General features: G+C 37.9%; 17 protein-coding genes and 1 riboswitch. Of the genes, 12 read left to right on the top strand and 5 right to left on the bottom strand.

Annotated features, from left to right (window positions below; all coding sequences use genetic code 11):
- Window positions 1-95: 95 nt before the first annotated feature.
- Together ACJJVU_RS15515 and ACJJVU_RS15510 are read right to left on the bottom strand one after the other, a co-directional pair.
- The gene (locus ACJJVU_RS15515) at window positions 96-710 is read right to left on the bottom strand and encodes a deoxynucleoside kinase (protein ID WP_339849193.1); all 615 of its coding nucleotides are present in this window, start codon (window positions 708-710) and stop codon (window positions 96-98) included.
- Window position 711: 1 nt separating this feature from the next.
- A complete protein-coding gene (locus ACJJVU_RS15510) occupies window positions 712-1,500 on the bottom strand; it encodes a hypothetical protein (RefSeq protein ID WP_405227320.1) in 789 nt (262 codons plus the stop codon).
- 50 nt (window positions 1,501-1,550) lie between these two features.
- Between ACJJVU_RS15510 and ACJJVU_RS15505 the strand changes: the two genes are divergently transcribed.
- The gene (locus tag ACJJVU_RS15505; protein ID WP_405227317.1) at window positions 1,551-1,940 is read left to right on the top strand and encodes a group III truncated hemoglobin; all 390 of its coding nucleotides are present in this window, start codon (window positions 1,551-1,553) and stop codon (window positions 1,938-1,940) included.
- Here ACJJVU_RS15505 and ACJJVU_RS15500 read toward each other — a convergent pair.
- On the bottom strand, window positions 1,937-2,614 hold the full coding sequence (locus ACJJVU_RS15500; protein ID WP_405227314.1) for a response regulator transcription factor: 678 nt from the start codon (window positions 2,612-2,614) through the stop codon (window positions 1,937-1,939). The genes ACJJVU_RS15505 and ACJJVU_RS15500 overlap by 4 nt on opposite strands.
- On the bottom strand, window positions 2,607-4,268 hold the full coding sequence (locus ACJJVU_RS15495; protein WP_405227311.1) for a sensor histidine kinase: 1,662 nt from the start codon (window positions 4,266-4,268) through the stop codon (window positions 2,607-2,609). Before ACJJVU_RS15495 ends, ACJJVU_RS15500 begins: the two co-directional genes overlap by 8 nt.
- Window positions 4,269-4,402: 134 nt before the next feature.
- Here ACJJVU_RS15495 and ACJJVU_RS15490 point away from each other — a divergent pair, with 134 nt between their 5' ends.
- The 5 genes from ACJJVU_RS15490 (at window position 4,403) to ACJJVU_RS15470 (ending at window position 10,450) form a co-directional block, all read left to right on the top strand.
- Complete coding sequence (locus ACJJVU_RS15490; protein WP_405227308.1) at window positions 4,403-5,242, top strand: GLPGLI family protein; 840 nt, start codon at window positions 4,403-4,405, stop codon at window positions 5,240-5,242.
- 82 nt (window positions 5,243-5,324) lie between these two features.
- Entirely contained in the window at window positions 5,325-6,233 is a 909-nt protein-coding gene (locus tag ACJJVU_RS15485) for a GLPGLI family protein (protein WP_405227305.1), read from the top strand.
- 168 nt (window positions 6,234-6,401) lie between these two features.
- A complete protein-coding gene (locus ACJJVU_RS15480; protein WP_405227303.1) occupies window positions 6,402-9,140 on the top strand; it encodes a carboxypeptidase regulatory-like domain-containing protein in 2,739 nt (912 codons plus the stop codon).
- A gap of 78 nt (window positions 9,141-9,218) precedes the next feature.
- The gene (locus ACJJVU_RS15475) at window positions 9,219-9,842 is read left to right on the top strand and encodes a TMEM175 family protein (RefSeq protein ID WP_405227300.1); all 624 of its coding nucleotides are present in this window, start codon (window positions 9,219-9,221) and stop codon (window positions 9,840-9,842) included.
- 65 nt (window positions 9,843-9,907) lie between these two features.
- Window positions 9,908-10,450, top strand: a complete 543-nt coding sequence (locus tag ACJJVU_RS15470) for a CIA30 family protein (protein ID WP_405227297.1) — start codon at window positions 9,908-9,910, stop codon at window positions 10,448-10,450.
- 143 nt (window positions 10,451-10,593) lie between these two features.
- Here the strand turns inward: ACJJVU_RS15470 and metK are convergent, their stop codons facing one another.
- The gene (metK, locus tag ACJJVU_RS15465) at window positions 10,594-11,847 is read right to left on the bottom strand and encodes a methionine adenosyltransferase (RefSeq protein WP_339849216.1); all 1,254 of its coding nucleotides are present in this window, start codon (window positions 11,845-11,847) and stop codon (window positions 10,594-10,596) included.
- Window positions 11,848-12,286: 439 nt separating this feature from the next.
- A riboswitch (SAM riboswitch) is annotated at window positions 12,287-12,408 on the top strand.
- A 179-nt stretch (window positions 12,409-12,587) separates the two neighbouring features.
- Here metK and ACJJVU_RS15460 point away from each other — a divergent pair.
- The 6 genes from ACJJVU_RS15460 to metH all read left to right on the top strand — a co-directional run bounded on the left by ACJJVU_RS15460 (window position 12,588) and on the right by metH (window position 20,865).
- Entirely contained in the window at window positions 12,588-13,880 is a 1,293-nt protein-coding gene (locus tag ACJJVU_RS15460) for an O-acetylhomoserine aminocarboxypropyltransferase/cysteine synthase family protein (RefSeq protein ID WP_405227294.1), read from the top strand.
- A 74-nt stretch (window positions 13,881-13,954) separates the two neighbouring features.
- Complete coding sequence (locus tag ACJJVU_RS15455; RefSeq protein ID WP_405227291.1) at window positions 13,955-14,932, top strand: alpha/beta fold hydrolase; 978 nt, start codon at window positions 13,955-13,957, stop codon at window positions 14,930-14,932.
- Window positions 14,920-16,008 carry an aspartate kinase gene (locus tag ACJJVU_RS15450; protein ID WP_405227288.1) on the top strand — a complete coding sequence of 363 codons (1,089 nt, stop codon included), beginning with the start codon at window positions 14,920-14,922 and terminating at the stop codon, window positions 16,006-16,008. The genes ACJJVU_RS15455 and ACJJVU_RS15450 overlap by 13 nt, the downstream gene beginning before the upstream one ends.
- Window positions 16,008-17,180, top strand: coding sequence for a trans-sulfuration enzyme family protein (locus ACJJVU_RS15445; protein WP_405227285.1), 1,173 nt, complete (start codon window positions 16,008-16,010; stop codon window positions 17,178-17,180). Before ACJJVU_RS15450 ends, ACJJVU_RS15445 begins: the two co-directional genes overlap by 1 nt.
- Complete coding sequence (locus ACJJVU_RS15440) at window positions 17,177-18,175, top strand: homocysteine S-methyltransferase family protein (protein WP_339849231.1); 999 nt, start codon at window positions 17,177-17,179, stop codon at window positions 18,173-18,175. The genes ACJJVU_RS15445 and ACJJVU_RS15440 overlap by 4 nt, the downstream gene beginning before the upstream one ends.
- Window positions 18,175-20,865: a methionine synthase gene (gene metH, locus ACJJVU_RS15435; protein WP_405227281.1), complete on the top strand. Its 2,691-nt coding sequence runs from the start codon at window positions 18,175-18,177 to the stop codon at window positions 20,863-20,865. The genes ACJJVU_RS15440 and metH overlap by 1 nt, the downstream gene beginning before the upstream one ends.

Genomic DNA, 20,865 nt, shown 5'->3' with positions numbered 1-20,865 from the left:
TTTAATTCAATTAGAAAAGCATTTTACATATGTAAAGAAATACATTTCTATGTGTAAATAACTGAAATTAAGCAAGTAGTAATGTTGTTTTAACTCTAGAAAAGACCGTTTAACTCAGCATCTATTCTATTAATAATATCCCCTAAGTCTTCTGGATTATCTACAAAGTTAATATCATCTACATCGATAATGAGAAGCTTTCCTTTTTTATAACCATGAATCCATGCTTCATAACGCTCATTAAGACGACTTAAATAGTCGATAGAGATAGAATTTTCATAATCTCTCCCTCTCTTATGTATTTGTGATACTAGATTAGGAATAGAGCTACGTAAATAGATCATCAAGTCTGGTGCATCTACCACACTTTCCATCAGGTCAAAAAGAGACTTGTAGTTATTGTAATCACGATTAGTAAGAAGACCCATCGCATGAAGGTTAGGAGCAAAGATGAATGCATCTTCATAAATAGTACGATCTTGAATAATCGTTTTATCGCTATCTTTTATATCTAGTAGTTGTCTAAAACGACTGTTTAAAAAGTAAATCTGAAGATTGAAAGACCAGCGTTCCATCTCATTATAAAAATCATCTAGATATGGATTATCTACAACATCTTCATATTGTGGAGTCCAGTTAAAGTGTTTAGATAAAAGTTTAGTTAAGGTAGTTTTACCTGCTCCGATGTTACCGGCAATTGCAATGTGCATGTTAAGGTTTTTTAGGAAGTTTTAGTCGGAAAGCAGCTAACTTTTGACCGGTGTAAAGATACAGGATTTCGCCATTCAACGAAAGTTGTTTTATGGTAAAATCTGGAGTATCTAATGCAATAAAATCGTTGGATTCTTTTGGTTTGTAGTGTAATTTGCCCTGTGATAGCAAGATGACAGCGCCTTTGCTTTGAGAAATGAGCGTGATATCTTGTAAGGCTGTTTTACTTAAAAAGCTACCGTAGTTATTGTAATGAAACAACCCTATTTCATTTACTACCCACGCAAAATTAAAATTAGTTGCTAGTGTCGTAGCATTAACTGGCATAGGTGGGAATTGTGTGGTTATTTGATCTGTATTCCAGTCAAAAATCTCAAGTTGTTGTAGGTCTGTATTAAATACCCATAAACGTCTATCACCATTTGTCGCAACATGACTTATGTTCCTAAAATCATCTATGGCAGAAAAATTAATGCGGGTAATCTCACTCAATGTATTGTCTAGTATTACTGCGGTATTTGTAGCTTCATAAAACACACTTATTTTAAGAGGATTAAGAATGTCAACCGAAGTGATGGCACCTAGCTGTAGTGCAGTAAATTGATAACCGTCATTAATATCGTCTTTATATAAAACATCATCTTTAATATGATACAAGGCATTAAAAGTATCAACTCCTATAAAAGTATCTGCCTCGAGTGTCACCTCATTAACCTTTTCTAAAGTGTAATTCTGGCTAGTTACCGTGATGGTGGCAAGCAATAGTAGTATGTAAATCAGTTTGTGCATTAATGAGCAAAGTACAAAAATCTAGCCGTTATAGTTAATACCTTTGTAAGGTGAAAAAAGAGATTGAAAATAGAGAAGATGTATATACACTTGTAACCACTTTTTATGGCCGCATACGTAGTGATGTTTATTTGGGGCCTATTTTTATTAAACACATTACAGACTGGCCACACCACTTTGAGCATCTCACAGATTTCTGGGAAGGCAATTTGTTCTTTAAAAAGATTTTTACAGGAAGACCTTTACAAACGCACAAACGTGTAGATAGAGATGAAGGCTACACTATAAATGAGCAACACTTTGGTGTGTGGCTCAATCACTGGGTACAAACGGTAGATGAGCTATATGAAGGCGAACTTGCAGAGATGGCAAAGTTTAGAGCTCGTAAGATTGGAACTTTTTTTCTTGTAAATATGTTTCAAGCAAAGCCTTCACGCTAGCAGATGAGCTTATAGCCATATCCTCTTACGTTTACGATTTCTATAGTACTGTCCTCTTTCAGCTTTTTTCTAAGTTTTGATATAAAGACGTCCATACTTCTCGCAGAAAAGAAGTCATCATCACCCCATAATTTTTTAAGAATAAGTGATCGGTCTAGAACGGCATTACGATTTTTATGAAGATGAAATAGTAAATGAGCCTCCCTGTGGGTTAACTTTTGTACGCTTTCGCGAAAGCGTAATTCCTGCCTCGTAAAATCAAAATGATAATTACCGATGGTAATGGCCTCTGCCTTTTGCTGTAATGTTTTACGTTGCAGTAAATTCTGAATTCTCACAATAAGTTCTTCTACACTGAAAGGTTTTTTGAGATAATCATTGCCACCTATACTAAACCCCTCAACCACATCTGCAGTTTGTGACTTTGCAGTGAGGAAAATAATAGGAATCTTATCATCTTGTTCACGAACCTCTTTTGCCACGGTAAATCCATCTTTTTTTGGCATCATCACATCAAGAACTAAGATGTCTGGTTTTTTAAGTTCGTATTGTTTCATCACTTGCACACCGTCTGTGCAGAGTTTAACGGTAAAGTCTCGGCTCTCTAGACTTTCTTTTACAATAAGCCCAAGTGCTGGCTCATCCTCTGCGAGCAAAATATAAGGTTTAGTCATTGCCATCTGGGATTGTAATTTTAAATGAGGTTTGAGGAGTAGTGAGAACTTCAATAGCGCCTCCGTGTTTTTCAATAATAGTTTTGGTGTAGTAAAGTCCTATCCCAAAACCTTTTACATCATGGGTGTTTCCCTTAGGAACACGATAAAACTTCTCAAATAATTGAGCCGCCTGATCCTTAGAAAGTGATGTGCCAGCATCTGTAATTGACAGATGGATAGTGTTATTGCTGTTTGTTATAGCTATTACTATTGGTGGTTTACCATATTTAGTAGCATTGTCTACAAGATTATCTATGGCATTTTCTAGATGAAAAATATCTACAGTAGCCCATATGGAAGACGTTGTACTCTTAATTGTTATAGGAATCTCAGGTGCAATTTCTTTATATTTTTTAATCAGATGTTCAAGCATTTCCACTAAGTTGTAATGCTCTTTTTGTAACGATAAATCGTTCTTATCGAGTGTAGCGGTGTCTAGTATGCGTTCCACCATAGTATTGAGCTTACCTAACTGTGTGGTAGACATGGCGAGGTATTTCTCTGTTTTTTCCTTGTCGTTTTCTTTGTTAAAATACTGTATCCCCTCAATTGCTGCACTTATGGTGGCTATGGGTGTTTTAAACTCGTGCGTGATATTACTTATAAAATCATTTTTAATTTCGGCGAGTTGTTTTTGTTCTCGTATAATTTTGAGAAGGTAGAGAAGGCTAGCAATTACAGCTGCAATTAGTATAAATGAAAGTAATATACCTGCTAGGTTACGTTTTAAGATAATGGTGGTAATATCATTAAAACCTAGAGAGAGTATACTTTCTGCAGGGAGCAATTTTGAATTTGCAACCACATTAAAATCATAGGTTGGGCTGAGTTGTGTGGAAACCCCTGGAATGGGGCGTGAGATGGTGTCTCCTTTTGGGCTATATGTGAGACTGTGTGCTGCGCGATCTATTCCTAATGTCAGTAATTGCTCTTTTACAAGTGTATCTAATTTTTTTATATCAATGGTATCATCGTTAAATGATATAACGATTTTTGATGAAAGTGTTTCTAGAGCGTTTTTTCTATCGCGCAACCTCAATTCTCCAGAAGCAAGTGTGTCATATTTAGCGATACTATCTGTTTTAAGGCGTTGCTTTGCAAAGAATCGCTGCAACCTATTACTGTTGTTTTTTAATGTGTCTTTATTTGACCCTCCATTGATGACAAGCCTAGAGGTGTTGGCATTATTTTTTTCAAAGTGCTTGGTGAGTGCTTGTTGTTGCTGGCTCTGTATTATAGAATCTATTTTTTCTGGATGAGCACCTTCTATCGTGAGAAAACCTAAGCTATCCAGATTGTTTTCTATCTGTATATGTTCAATGCTTATAACACTGCTATCCGTTTTCTTTCTAAGAAAATCTTTAAACCCATCTGTTTCGAGGTAATCCCCTGTACCTTTTTCATACTTTGAGAAAATACCTATGGTATTTTGTGCAGCTAGCTCCTCATAATATTGGTCTACTGCTAGATCAAGACCTATTTGCACATCACGCACAAGCTGTACTTTTCCAGCCTCATAGTTTTTGTAGTTCCAATATAATTGGATTGCTAGCGTCAGTGTAATCACGGTAACGATAAAGTATATAATATAAGTGTACCTCTTGTCTTCCATAATTCAAAGATGCTTTATAAGGAACTCTTAAGCAAATTGGTTAACACTCGTTAACGGTAGTTAACGTTAGTATCTTGTTTATTTTTAGATATTTGAATCATCAATAAATCATGTCAATCAAAAAGCAATCAATTATGAAATCACTTATTATTACCATGCTAGTTACAGTTTTTGCTTTCGCGAAAGCGTATTCACAACAACTCTCAGGAGTAGCAACTTATCAATCACAACGGTCTTTTGACTTCAAAATGGATAATGATAAGAGCGATGGAATGAGCGCCGAAATACAAAAGCAAGTTCAAGCTCAGATGAAAAAACAGTTTCAGCAAGAGTATACACTTGCCTTTGTAGGCGCAGAATCTACTTACCAACAAGAAGAAAGCCTCGCTGCTCCGGCGCCATCTACAAATGGAATTACAGTAACAGTTTCTGGAGGCAAAGACGTTACCTACCACAATACTGCAGAGTTAAAGCTATTAAAGGAAACTCAGATTATGGGAAAGGAGTTCTTAGTGAACGACTCACTACCTAAACCAAAATGGATATTAGAAAAAGAAATCAAAAACATAGGAGTATACACTTGTTTTAAAGCTACCATCTCAGAAGAATATGAGCAGCCATCTTTTAATGAAGAGACGGGGGAAGAGGAGGAGTCTGTTACAAAGACTAGAACGACTACCGCTTGGTATACCTTAGATATTCCTGCAAATCATGGGCCAGATGAGTACTGGGGTTTACCTGGCTTAATACTAGAGGTGAGCGACGGTAAATTTTCACTTATGTGCACAAAAGTAGTTTTGAACCCAAAAAAGGAGGTGCAAATAATGTTGCCAGAAAAAGGTAAAGAGGTTACCCAGGATGAATTTAATAATATTCAAGAAGAAAAAATGGATGAAATGATGGAACGTCACGGAGGTGAAAGAGGTAAAAATGGAAGTCGCGTGTTTACAACCACAGAAATCATCCGCAACTAGAGTTCTTAAAATTCTCTTAAAATTTAAAAGCTCATCAAACTATGCGCTACTTTAAAAGTCTAAAGTATAAATAATTAGAAATATGACTCTTAAAATATCCCAGTGGTTGTGCATTGCATTTGTGACACTTACAGTAGGTACAGCTGTTCAAGCACAGAAAATAGAAGGTGTTGCCACTTACCAAACTAAAACTACGATAGATATGTCACGCTTTAATCGTGGTGGACAGCAACTGACGGAAGCTCGTAAAAAGCAGATTGCAGAGCGCATGAAAAATTTCTTAGAAAAGGAATATACACTGAGCTTTAATAAAGATGAGTCTTTTTATAAAGAAGAAGAAAAACTTCAAGCGCCTGGACAAGGTGGAGGTGGACGTGGTTTTGGAGGAGGTTTTACACAAGGAGGTATCTACTCTAACCGTGCAACAAATGATTATGCTCGTGAAAATGACATGATGGGTAAAATTTTCTTAGTAAAAGACACCTTAAATAATTTAAACTGGGAGCTCGTAAAAGAGAGCAAGGTAATAGGACAATATCCAGTTTTTAAAGCGGTAGCGACTAGAAATATAGAACAAAACATGTGGAGCCGCATGGGAAGAGGAGCGAGACAAGGACAGAGAGATCGTGAGAAAAAAGAAGATAGTACAGCTACTGCTAGTACATCAAGCGACATTGAAATAGCTGAAGAGGAGCCTAAGACAGAAACTATAGTTGCCTGGTACACACCTATGATCCCTGCGAGTCACGGACCAGATGAGTTTGGAGGTTTACCAGGACTCATTTTAGAGTTAAGCACAAACAATACGACCATCCTTTGTACTAAAGTGGTGCTTAATCCTCAGGAGCCTATCGCTATCGAGCCGCCTGTAAAAGGTAAAGAAGTGAGTAGAGAGGAATACCAAGCCATCGTTGAGGAAAAGGCAAAAGAAATGGCAGAACGTTTTGGTGGAGGGAATAGAAGAGGGCAGCAAGGAGGAAGACGTTTTTAATAAACTAAGTAAGCTTTCAGTTTGTTGAAGTTTATACAGATCTTATCTAAAAATGAAATTAAGCAAACAATAACATCAATCAATATAATGATCATACCTGATATCTCTTGATAACAGGTGTGGCTAATCCAACCAACCTAAATGATACTAAAAAAAATAACATTGGTAATGCTTCTAGTATTACCCTTGACGCTCTTTGCCCAGTCTATAACGCTTAGAGGTGTTGTAAAAGACTCTATAGGGTCGCCACTTGAACTAGCAAACATTATCGCTACAAATAAAGCCGAAGGTACATTAGAATCTTATGGTATTACCGATGCATCAGGACGCTACCGCCTTGATCTTACTACAGGAATTACCTATGATATTAAAGTGAGTTACTTGGGATTGCAATCTGTAAATGAAGAAATAAATGTTGCTCAAGATGCCCAAGATATTACTAAAGACTTTACGTTAAAGGAAGATCCTAATCAGCTAGATAATGTGGAGTTGGTATATGAGATGCCTGTTACCATTAAAGGTGATACCATTGTTTATAACACGGATAGTTTTACAAATGGAAATGAGAAAAAACTAGGTGACGTTCTCAAAAAGCTCCCTGGGATAGAGGTTAATGATGATGGTGAGATAGAGGTAGAAGGAAAGGTTGTTTCTAAGGTGATGATTGAGGGTAAAGATTTTTTTGATGGAGACTCTAAACTTGCTACAAAAAACATCCCTGCAGATGCACTTAAAAAGGTTGAGGTTCTTAAAAACTATAATGAGGTCTCTCAAATGCGAGGTCTAGGTAATGATCAAGATAACGTCGCGATTAATATACGTCTTAAGGAAGGTAAAACAAATTTCTGGTTTGGAGATCTTACAGCAGGTGCTGGTGATGGAGAGAAGTTTAGATATTTAGGTAAAGCAAAACTATTTTACTATAGCCCTAAAGGGAGTATTAATATTATCACAGATTTTAATAATACGGGAGAGGTGCCATTTACCTTTAGAGACTACTTTAATTTTACCGGGGGTTTTAGAAACTTTAATCAGCGAGGTGGGACTTCTTTTAATGTAAGTGATGGTGGTCTAGGTTTTCTTACCACTCAAAATAATCGCGCAAACGAGATTGAAACGGGTTTTGCAGCGGCCAACTTTACATATACGATTAACCCGAAATGGGATATAAGTGGTCTTGCGTTACTTTCAGATAACAAGACAAACTTTGTGAATAACTCTTTAAATACCTTTATCAATCAGGGATTTACACAAGGTTTCAATGAGAGTACAGATCAGCGCAATCAGTTAGGTATGGCAAAACTGAGTTCTGTATATAAGCCTAACGCAAACTTGCAGTTTGATTATGATGTGCTCGTAAAAAAGTCCAAGCAAACAGAATTTTCAGACGGTACTAGTATCGTAACACGAGATGGAGCCGTACAAGAAGATGTGGTAGATCAAGACAAGGAGAATGAACCATTTTCTATCAATCAGAATGTAAATCTGTACTACACACTTGATGAGAACAACATATTCTCAGGGACTATCCAGCATTTGTATCAAGATGAAGATCCGTTTTATAATGCTACGCTTTCTCAAGAGCCATTTACAGCGCCTGACCCAGCAGATATGACAAATGAAATAAGCTCTATTGATTTTATGCCTGGTGCAAATGGTCTTTTTGATATCAATCAAAACAAAAATATCAAAACCAATAAGCTAGATGCAAAATTAGATTACTATTACATCCTCAATAAAAAGAGTAACATTAATATTACTGCAGGAACAACCTTAAGTCGCCAAGACTTTAATTCTAATCTATTTCAAATTTTAGAAACAGGAACGGTAGATGATCTTACCGAGACACTGGATGGTACTATTATAGGTAATGATGTTGCATTTAACTTTAGTGATGTGTTTGTAGGACTTCACTATAAACTTAAAACAGGAATTTTTACAATTACTCCAGGATTGACATTACATAATTATACTACAAAGAGTGAGCAACTAGGCACAACAACAGAAGATAGTGATGTGAGATTACTGCCAGACTTATTTACGGTATTAGATTTCTCTCAAGGGAAAAGTTTACGAGTTAACTACCAGATGACAGCGCAGTATACAGACGTAAATAATTTTGCTGAAGGCTTATTATTTAATAACTACAATAGTTTATATCGTGGTAACAGAGAGATAGAAAATGCTATCTATCACAATGCAAGTATCAATTACTTTAGCTTTAGCATGTTCAACTTTACGAGTCTCTTTGGAGGAGTAAATTATTCTCGCAGAGTAGATCCTATAAAGACTTCTGGGTCATTTGTAGGGATAAACCAAGTAGCTAGTCCAGTAAACAACACAAACTTTGCAGATGAGACATTAAGTGCTAACGCACGTTTCTCAAAACGTTTTAAAAAGTGGAAACTTAACGTGAGTGCAAATGGAAGCTATAGTGATCTTAATAACATTATCAACGGTGAAGATAGAAACACAAAAAACCTAACACAGAATTATAGAGCAAGTGCAGAGACAAATTTTAAAGAAGCGCCAAATTTTGAAATAGGTTACAACTTTACAAGCACAAACTCAGATAATGGCGTGACAGATAGAACCTTCTTTACAAATAGACCTTTTGCAAACGCAGAGTGGAATTTCGGTAAAGGCTTTACATTAGGTGCAGACTGGAGTCTTTATAACTATGATGATAATGATGATAGTACAGAGATTGATAATATGTATTCTTTTCTAGAAGCAAACTTGTATTACCAGAAGCCAGATAGTCAGTGGGAGTTCCGTATACAGGCTACAAACCTCTTAAATGTGGATACCATTTCAAGTAACAACGTGAATGATTTTCAAATTTCAAATACAGAGTATTTTGTACAACCTAGAATAGCGATGTTTACAGTAAAATATAATCTATAATGAGCTAATTGCTAAGTAGATATTGCATAACGACCTCTGTAAAAAGAGGTCGTTTTTATTTTTTATTATTATTTTAGGATGATGATTAAAGAAACATATGATAAGTCAAGAGTAATTAATTTCTCAGACGCTGTATTTTCTATAGTAATGACGCTGCTCATTCTAGAGGTGGGTGTTCCTACTATAAGTGAGATTAATACACAACCCTTCCGTAGTGTTCTGTCAGCTAGAATACCTGATTTTATAGGGCTTTTTGTGAGTTTTATGGTTAGTGCACTCTACTGGATGGGTCACATAAAATTAATGCGTTATGTAAGTGTGATTTCTGGTAGATTACTTTGGATAAATATCTTTTTTCTACTTGCTATCGTTATTTTACCATTCTCAACAGCGATGTATATAAATGGCTTTGACCAAGCTGGGCCTTTCATATTTTACTGTATTAACCTTAGTGTGATAGGGTTTTTTAATATAGTGATGTTGCGTTATGTCTTTCACTCAGAAAAGCAACTCTCAGGTTTTACAAGGTTACGTTACCGTTGGTACAGAGCTAGAGGTCTTAATGTGATGATTGTTTGGGTTATTGCAGGTGTTGTAGCGATCTCCATGCCTAGTCTTTCTCGTTTTATATTTTTACTTCTTTTTGTAGTTCAATTTGTTATTGATCGTCGTTTTAAGAAAAAATTGTCAGTAACGAGTTAGTGTTAAAAATGTGGTAAGTATAAGGTTCACGCTTTCGCGAAAGCGTAACTTTAAAGAAAAACGCTATGAAATATCTCTTAGCCTTACTGATCACAACTACTATGAACACGACACCGCTCTCTTTTGATTTTGGAACTTCTTGCAACACCTGTGATGACTGGTTTGTCGTCTTGGATGGTGTTATGGGAGGATTATCTACAGGTAGCATTGAGCAAACTAGCGAAAGTATCATCTTTCGCGGAAGCGTAAGTCTCGAGAATAATGGAGGTTTTGCCTCGCTGCGCACTCCTTACCATTCTTATGATTTGTCGGGTTATACAACCGTGACTGTACGATATAAGTCTACGGGACAAGACTTTGGGCTTACGCTCAATAAGTATAAAAGATTCTGGAGACCGAATTATAAAATCAATTTACCGATAACAGAAGGTGAGTGGAAAACTGTCACTTACAATCTTTCAGATTTTGGAACATATAGACTTGGTGAACCTTTGGAAGGTCACCCAGGTAAAGAAGATCTTGCAGATATTATACGTCTAGGACTTATCTCAAATACAAAAGCCGCTACAGATTTTCTGATTGAAGTAGATAAAATCGTATTTGAGTAATTACATCTAAGTCATTTCGAGCCTGTCGAGAAATCGCATAACAGTGAGCGCATTCGAGTAATCATAAAGCTATCGCTATGATAATGTATAAACCAAAAAAAAAGGAGCCATTAGGCTCCCTTTTTAATACGTATATCAGTGAATTATATATTGAAAGCCTCTTTAACTTTCTCTACATAATCAAGTTTTTCCCAAGTAAATAATTCTACTTCGATATTCTTTTCTTTACCGTCAAAGCTCTTGAAGGTTTTTGTAACTACTTCGTTTGTACGTCCCATGTGTCCGTAAGCAGCAGTCTCGCTGTACATAGGAGAACGTAGCTTTAATCTACTTTCAATAGCAGCTGGTCTCATGTCAAATAGTGCAGTAACTTTCTTTGCAATCTCACCATCAGATAAGTTTACTTTAGAAGTACCGTACGTGTCTACAAAGATTCCCATAGGCTCTACAACACCAATGGCATAAGAAACCTGCACAAGAATCTCATCTGCAACGCCTGCAGCAACAAGATTTTTTGCAATGTGACGTGTAGCATAAGCAGCAGAGCGATCTACTTTTGATGGATCTTTTCCAGAAAAAGCACCACCTCCGTGAGCTCCTTTACCACCATAAGTATCTACAATAATCTTACGACCTGTAAGACCAGTATCTCCGTGAGGTCCACCTATTACAAACTTCCCAGTTGGGTTAATGTGATACTTAATATCATCATTAAAAAGATTTGCAATATTTTCTGGTAATAAACCTACTACGCGAGGTATTAAAATATCTTGAATATCTCCACGTATGCGACCTAGCATAGCTTCGTCCTCATCAAAATCATCATGTTGTGTAGAAACTACAATAGCATCAATACGTTGAGGTACGTTTTCATCACTATATTCTATAGTCACCTGCGCTTTTGCGTCTGGACGTAAATAAGTAATCTCATCATCTTCACGACGTAGGTTACCTAGTTCAATAAGTAATTTATGAGAAAGCTCAAGTGCCAGTGGCATAAAGTTTTCTGTCTCCTTTGTAGCATAACCAAACATCATTCCTTGATCTCCAGCTCCTTGCTCTTCTTTTGAGTCGCGATCTACACCACGGTTAATATCGTCAGACTGCTCGTGTATGGCAGATAATACACCACAAGAGTTACCGTCAAACATATATTCACCCTTCGTGTAACCTATTTTATTAATGGTTTCACGAGCGATTTTTTGAACATCTAAGTAAGCACTAGATCGTACTTCACCAGCAAGTACTACTTGTCCAGTGGTAACTAGGGTCTCGCAAGCAACTTTAGATTGCGGATCAAAAGCGAGAAAATTATCAATAAGCGCATCAGAAATCTGATCTGCAACTTTATCTGGGTGTCCTTCAGAAACAGATTCTGAGGTAAATAAATAAGCCATTTTTTAATTTTTTGTCAAGAAGTAGATTTGACGTATGCTGGGTAGAAACATAACATAAGAAACGTTAAAGTCTTATGTTTGATTTTAGCCATTTTTTATTGAGGTTGCAAGCAGTCAAATCTGTCCTCGTAATTATGGCACAAAGGTAAAGAAACTTTAATAATATAAACAATCCATTATCCTACCAATTTAGTAGGGTTATGTTATTGTTTTGTGAAAATTTGAAGAGCAAATTTAAAGCTCTCATAACCTCGATTAGAATATTATACTGTAAAAATTATTTAAGCGGAATATTTTACTGAAATAGTGATTTTAATAAAACTTTTTAGAAAAATATTCTAAAAAGTTTGTTTTTGTAGATTTGTTTTTACAATATTTGTGCTCACAAAGTTCAATGACAGTTCAGATTTTCGCGAAAGCGCAATAATGAACAGAATAAATGTTATCAAGAAAGGCTGAGGGAATGACCCTATGAAGCCTTAGCAACCCTTTCACTTAGAAAGAAGGTGCTACATTCTACCCAAGAATCGCTCATTACCGAAACTTGAGGATAGATAACATCGAGCAAGTACCTCACAGGTATGCGCTTATGTTTTTTCTTATAATATTTTTCTTTAAACATTTCCTCGACCTTGAGATAAGGATTCGCATTGGAAATATTTGGCTTTTGTTTTTAATCCGTTCACACGAAGTGAATGGCTAAAATTAATCCTAGTAGTACTGGGACAAAAAAGAGAAAAATGAGTACACAAAAATTAGCAACCAAAGCGTTGCACGCAGGACACGATTATGCAGCAAATGGAGGAACTCGAGCGGTGCCTATCTACCAGAGCACGGCTTATGTTTTTAAAGATGCAGACCATGCAGCAAATCTATTTAACCTGTCTGAGCCAGGTTTTATTTACGCACGTCTCAATAACCCAACAAATGACGTGCTTGAGAAACGCCTCACAGACATAGAGGGCGGACTAGCAGCTGTGGTGACCGCCTCAGGGACTGCGGCCATCAACACGACTTTACTCACTTTATTAAAGCAAGGCGATCACATTGTAGCTTCTAGTAGTCTTTACGGAGGCACATGGAATCTTCTCAGTGTGACATTACCACGTTTTGGGATTACAACCACTTTTGTAGATCCTTCAGATCCTCAAAATTTTGAGAAGGCAGCACAAGAAAATACGAGAGCTTTCTTTGTAGAGTCATTAGGTAATCCTAAGCTTGACGTTTTAGATTTAAAAGGTATTTCCGCTTTCGCGAAAGCGCACAAAGTCCCTTTCATTGTAGATAACACCGTAGCAACACCAGCATTACTCAACCCAATCGAGCACGGTGCAGATATCGTGATTCACTCACTTACAAAATACATAAATGGTAATGGTACCGCATTAGGTGGAGTTATTATAGATGCTGGAAAATTTGACTGGAGTAATGGTAAGTTTCCAGAATTTACGGAGCCTTCCGCCGGATATCACGGTTTAGTTTATTGGGATGTGATTAAGGAAGCATCGTTTATTGCTAAGGTGCGTATAGAAGGTTTGCGTGATCATGGCGCTGCCTTAAGTCCGTTTAATGCATTCCAAATCTTACAAGGTCTAGAAACACTAGAACTTAGATTACAGAAGCATTCTAAAAATGCGCTTGAACTTGCAGAGTGGTTACAAACTCGGGATGAGGTGGCATGGGTAAACTATCCAGGTCTTGCTTCTAGTAAGTACAACGACCTTGCAAAACAATACTTGCCTAATGGACAGAGTGGAATTGTGACCTTTGGTGTAAAAGGAGGTTTTGAGAGCGCAAAAACAATCTCAAATGAAACTAAACTTTTCTCACTGCTAGCAAATATAGGAGATAGTAAGTCGCTCATAATTCACCCTGCAAGTACAACCCATCAACAGCTTAGTGATGATGATCAGGTAAGCACAGGCGTGACTAAAGATTTAATACGTCTTTCTGTAGGTCTTGAGGATATAGCAGATTTAAAAGAAGATCTCGTAGCAGCATTTGCGCGAGTAGATAAAAACGTCTTAGTGTAATTAATCTTAGTTAATTAATTAGTGCGGGAGTCCCCTGTTCATAGGGACTCCCTTTTTTAACTTATAGATAGGCTATGCTTTTACACATTGATTTACAAGATTTTAAAACACACTCGGGATATACGTGTCATTTACATGTCACGTATCAATTGTTTGGTGAGCCATTAGGTACAGCGCCTGTCGTGCTAGTAAATCATGCGCTTACGGGAAACTCTTCTGTAACTGGAGAAAACGGTTGGTGGAGTGACTTGATTGGTGTAGATAAAGCGATTGATACAAGTTGCTATACCATACTTGCAATGGATATTCCTGGGAATGGTTATGATAATAATCAAAATCATCTAGTGCTTAATTATAGGGCATTTACTAATAGTGATATTGCAAAGGTTCAAATAGCCTTACTTGAGCATTTAGATATTAAAAAACTCTTTGCCATTATAGGAGGTTCGCTTGGTGGTCAGATTGCTTGGGAACTTGCAACACAAAGACCTAACCTCGCAGAGCATCTTATCCCAATAGCGACAGACTGGAAAGCAACAGACTGGGTGATTGCACAATGCCATATTCAAGATAGTTTATTGAATCACTCTCAGAAACCGATCTATGATGCACGCATTCATGCGATGACTTTTTATCGGACGCCTGCCTCTTTTAAAGAAAAATTTAAGCGCACTAAAAAAGAAGCTTCTTTATATAATATTCAAAGTTGGCTAGATCATCACGGTAAGCGATTATCAGAACGATTTTCTATTGCTTCTTATAAATTAATGAATCAATTATTGCTTACGGCAGATATCACAAAGGGTAAGCAAAGCTTTAATGAAGTAGTGAACCAACTTACAGCAAAAGTGCATCTTGTCGCAATAGATACCGACGGACTTTTTCTAGCAGATGAGATATATGACACACACCTTGCGCTACAAGAAACTGGAATTACGTCTAGCTATCATGAAATAAATTCCATCCACGGTCACGATGCCTTTTTAATTGAATACGAGCAGCTGGCTGCTATCGTACAACCTATTTTTCAAAAACAGTTATGTCACAAATAAATATAGTCATCTTTGGGATCGGTAATGTGGGGAGTACCCTCATCACGCAGATCACAGATTTTAATAAAAAAACGACAAATAGAAAGCTCAATATTTTTTGTATTGCAAATTCTAAGTTGGCGCTATTTAAAGATAACGTCACCTCTGGTTGGAGTTCTAATTTTGAGACCGCAGCACAGCCTTATACGCTAGATGATATTTACGCTTTCGCGAAAACAATAAAAGAACAAAACGATAATGAGCACACGCAGGAGCAAGAATTTGTTGCAGTAGATGTGACGGCTAGCGCAACCTTTGCAAATAATTACATAAACCTTGTGGAGCATGGTTTTCATATCGTGACGGCAAACAAAGTTGCAAATACACTGTCTTACGATTTCTATAAAAAGTTGAGAGCATCGCTGACACTTAATAAGAAGAAATTTGGTTACGAAACAAACGTTGGAGCCGGATTACCTATTATAGAAACTATTAAAAACCTCTATGAAAGTGGAGAAGAGATCCATAAGATAAGAGGAGTCTTTTCTGGATCATTGAGTTACTTGTTCAATAATTTTTCTAAAGAAGATAAAGACTTTTCAGACATATTATTAGAAGCAGACGCGCTTGGACTTACTGAGCCAGACGCAAGAGAAGACCTTTCGGGGAAAGATGTTGCTCGCAAGCTATTAATTTTAAGTAGAGAGATAGGCCTTGCAAAGGAGTTTGGAGATGTAAAAATCCAATCTCTAGTTCCTAAGGAGCTTAACGGAAAAACTACCTTGTCTCAGTTTCGCGAAAGCGTAAAAACACTTGATACTATTTTTACAGAAAGTAAAAGTAAACTCTCAAGACATGAAGTGCTCCGTCACGTGGGAGAACTCAATGTCAAAACACAAGAACTGGAGGTAAAGCTAGTGCAGGAATCTAAGTTTACCGCACTAGGTCAAACGCAAGGAGCAGATGCTGTTTTTGAGATTTATACCGCTTCATATGGTGATCAGCCGCTTGTGATTCAAGGCGCGGGAGCTGGTAAAGCAGTTACGGCAAGAGGTGTTTTAAGTGATATAATTAAGATAACGCAAAGCCTTAATTAATGAGTAAGCACCACCCAGAAACACTTGCCATACGCACGCAGCTTGAGCGCTCTGTGCATCAAGAGCATGCCGCGCCGGTTTATCTCACTTCGAGTTTTGTATTTGACAGCGCCGAAGAAATGAGAGCCTCTTTTGCCGAAGAGAAAAAGCGTAACATCTACAGCCGTTACACAAACCCTAACTGTGCAGAGCTGGTGGAAAAAATCTGTTTGCTAGAGGGAGCAGAGCAAGGCGTGACTTTTGCCACTGGCATGAGTGCTATTTTTAGCACGTTTGCTGCCTTACTTGACAGTGGTGATCATGTGCTTTCGGCGAGAGCGATTTTTGGGAATACGCACACTTTATTTACAAAACATCTACCTAAATGGGGAATCACTCATACCTATTTTGATATTACTGAGCTAGACGAAATCTCCTCAAAAATAAAGCGTAACACAAAAATTATATACGTAGAGTCTCCCACAAATCCTGCCACAGAAATTGCAGATTTAGAGCGTCTGGGAGCGCTTGCGCAAAAGCATAATCTCATATTTATAGTAGATAATTGTTTTGCAACACCTTATCTACAGCAGCCTATACGCTATGGAGCAGACCTTGTAATACATTCTGCTACAAAATTACTGGATGGGCAGGGTCGCACCATGGGAGGAATCACCGTGGGAGGTGCGCAATTAATAGATACGATATATCGATTTGCTAGAGTGACGGGACCTGCATTATCTCCATTTAATGCTTGGACAATTTCAAAAAGTCTTGAAACGCTAGCGGTGCGCGTGGAGCGTCATTGTAAAAACGCTCACGAACTTGCTATATCGCTAGAATCTCACCCTAAAGTGAAGCAGGTGCGCTACCCATTTTTACCATCGCATCCACAGTATGAACTTGCTCAAAAGCAAATGAAAGCTGGTGGAAATATTGTGACTATTGAGATACACGGAGGTTTAGAAAAAGGACGTGACTTTCTAGATGCTATCACAATGTGCTCCCTCACTGCAAATCTTGGAGATACTAGAACAATCGTAAGTCATCCCGCAAGTACAACCCATGGAAAATTGTCAAAAGATGAGCGTGAAGCCGTGGGAATCACTGATGGGTTAATCCGTATTTCTGTGGGTTTAGAACATATTGAAGATATTAAAAGTGACATTTTTCAAGCTCTTAATCAATTATGAAAAGCCAACTAACACGCGCATTACAAGAAAGAATCTTGGTTCTTGACGGAGCTATGGGGACCATGCTGCAAGCATATAACTTCTCTGAAGAAGATTTTAGAGGAGAGCGCTTTAAGGATTTTCATCTCTCTGTAAAAGGGAATAATGATATGCTGTCTCTCACACAGCCTGCTGCGATTGCAGAGGTACATCGCAAGTATTTTGAAGCAGGAGCAGATATCGTAGAGACTAACACCTTCTCAAGTACGACTATCGCAATGGCAGATTATGAGATGGAGGAGTACGTGTATGATTTAAATTATGCTTCCGCGAAAATTGCTAAGGAAGTTGCTCAATCTTTTACAGAAAAAGAACCGCACAAGCCAAGATTTGTAGCAGGAAGTATAGGGCCTACAAACAAAACAGCAAGCATGTCTCCAGATGTAAATGATCCAGGCTATCGTGCAGTGAGCTTTGAAGAACTTAGAGTTGCTTATAAACAGCAAGTAGAAGCTTTGCTAGATGGAGGTGTGGATATGTTACTTGTGGAAACCGTGTTTGACACCCTTAATGCAAAAGCTTGTCTTTTTGCAATAGAGGAAGTAAAGGAAGAGCGCAACTCAGACATACCAATCATGGTGAGCGGTACGATTACCGATGCCTCGGGACGCACGCTTTCTGGGCAAACAGCAGAAGCTTTTTTGATATCTATCTCTCACATTCCACTACTTAGTGTTGGCTTTAATTGTGCGCTAGGTGCTTCTCAATTACAACCACATCTAGAGGCTATTGCAAATGTCACTAACTACGGGATTTCTGCTCACCCCAATGCGGGCTTGCCTAATGCCTTTGGTGAGTATGATGAAACACCAGAACAAATGGCGGCGCAGATTAAAAAATATATCGATAAAAACCTCGTGAACATAGTGGGTGGTTGTTGTGGCACTACACCTGCTCACATTAAAGCTATTGCTCAACTTGTAAAAGGAGTGACTCCACGATCAATAACCTTATAATGAATACTACACCCAGATATATGCGTCTTTCAGGCTTAGAGCCACTAATAATTACTCCAGAAAGTAATTTTATAAATGTGGGTGAACGTACAAATGTTGCGGGTTCAAAGAAATTTTTGCGGCTTATAAAAGAAGAGAAATTTGACGAGGCACTATCTGTAGCTAGAGATCAAGTAGAAAATGGTGCGCAGATCATAGATATCAATATGGACGACGGCCTTATTGATGGAAAGGAGGCGATGGTTAAGTTTTTAAACCTCGTCATTGCAGAGCCAGACATCTCTCGTGTTCCTATAATGATAGACAGTTCAAAATGGGAAATTATAGAGGCTGGTCTTCAAGTCGTCCAAGGGAAGTGCGTAGTAAATTCTATAAGTCTTAAAGAGGGTGAGACGCAATTTATAGCGCAAGCAAAAAAAATAAAACGATACGGTGCTGCCGTAGTCGTCATGGCTTTTGATGAGGTGGGACAGGCAGATAATTATAATCGTCGTATCGAGATTTCAAAACGTAGTTACGAGATTTTGGTTAATGAAGTCAATTTTCCACCAGAAGACATCATTTTTGATCTTAATATTTTTCCTGTGGCGACAGGAATGGATGAGCATAAACGCAATGCGATAGATTTTATAGAAGGCACGCGATGGGTAAGAGACAATCTACCTCATTGTTCAGTAAGTGGTGGGGTAAGTAATGTGTCTTTTAGTTTTAGAGGTAATAACGCAGTGCGTGAGGCCATGCACTCCGTGTTTCTATATCACGCTATCAAGGCTGGAATGAATATAGGTATTGTAAACCCTGCTATGCTGGAGATTTATGATAACATTCCAGAAGATTTACTAGTGCGTGTAGAAGATGTAATTCTCAATAGAAGAGATGATGCCACAGAACGATTATTAACATTTGCAGAAACCGTAGGCCAAAAAGAAATTACAGAAAAGGAGGCAGAAGCCTGGAGAACAGAAGATATCCAAAGTCGTATCACCAGAGCACTTGTAAAAGGAATAGATGCCTATATTCTAGAAGATGTAGAAGAAGCCCGCTTATCTGTCGATATTCCTATTAAAGTGATAGAAGGTCACTTGATGACGGGGATGAATGTAGTGGGAGATTTGTTTGGAAGTGGGAAGATGTTTCTGCCTCAGGTGGTTAAATCTGCTAGGGTAATGAAGAAAGCCGTTGCCTATCTCTTACCTTTTATAGAAGAAGAAAAACTTAAGAATGGAACCTCTGGCAGTAATCAAAGTGCGGGTAAAATACTCATGGCAACGGTAAAAGGAGATGTACATGACATAGGGAAGAATATTGTTTCTGTAGTACTTGCTTGTAATAATTATGAGATTATTGATCTCGGAGTGATGGTTTCACCAGAAAAAATCATCCAGACAGCCATTTCCGAAAATGTAGACATTATAGGCTTAAGCGGTTTGATTACGCCTAGTCTTGATGAGATGGTATATCTAGCTAAGGAGTTGCAACGTCTAGATATTAAGATACCTGTGTTAATAGGCGGTGCAACCACGAGTAAAGCACACACCGCTGTAAAAATTGATACTCATTATAACAATGCGGTGGTACACGTAAATGATGCCAGTAGAGCAGTAACTATTGTAGGTGATTTATTAAAGAAAGACTCAAGTATCCTTTTTAAAGATCAATTAAAAGATGAGTATGCACGCTTTCGCGAAAATTTTAACTCAAGACAACGTATCAAAGAATACGTAACGATTGAGCAAGCAAGGGAAAATAAATATCAAATAGATTTTAAAGCCGAAGATATTGTCGCTCCAAAACAACTAGGTGTACAAGTGATTGAAAATTTAGATCTCAAGAAACTGGTGCCTTTTATAGATTGGAGTCCGTTTTTTAGAAGTTGGGATTTACACGGTAAGTATCCAGAGATTTTGACTGATGAGGTGGTAGGAACACAAGCCAGCGAACTATTTGCCGATGCGCAACAAATGCTCCAGCAAATCATTGCCGAAAAATGGCTTACTGCCAAGGCGACTTTTGGACTATTTAAAGCAAATGCAAATAACCAAGATGATATTGTAATAAGTCAGGAGCAGAGTGAAGATTCGGTAACATTTAGAACGCTACGCCAACAATCCAAAAAGGCTGTAGGAAAGCCAAATATCGCACTGTCAGATTTTATTGCACCGCTTGAAAGTGGTTTACAAGATTATATGGGAGCCTTTTGTGTCACGACAGGATTTGGAACAGCCAGAAAGGCAAAAGAGTTTGAAGATGCACTAGATGATTATAGCGCCATCATGATAAAAGCACTTGCAGACAGACTCGCCGAGGCCTTTGCCGAATATCTGCACAAGGAAGTACGCACAAAGCACTGGGGATATGCCGCCAGAGAAGCACTAGCAAATACAGAATTAATTAAAGAAAAATACCAAGGAATACGCCCAGCACCAGGTTATCCGGCTTGTCCAGATCATTTGGAAAAAGAAACCATCTGGAAGTTGCTTGGTGTGGAAGAGTCAATAGGTGTTTCACTTACAGAGAGTTTGGCAATGTGGCCTGCGGCAAGTGTAAGTGGTTATTATTTTGGGCACCCTGAGGCGAGGTATTTCGGACTAGGAAAAATAAAAGAAGATCAAGTAAAGGACTATGCGAGCCGCAAAAACATTGCTTTCGTGAAAGCGGAAAAATGGCTCACCCCAAATATAGCAGAGTAG

This window comes from Dokdonia sp. Asnod1-B02 (assembly GCF_045063955.1).
Classification (GTDB): Bacteria; Bacteroidota; Bacteroidia; order Flavobacteriales; family Flavobacteriaceae; genus Dokdonia.
Note: the sequence above shows the minus strand (reverse complement) of the source record. Positions and strands in the feature narration are given on the sequence as shown.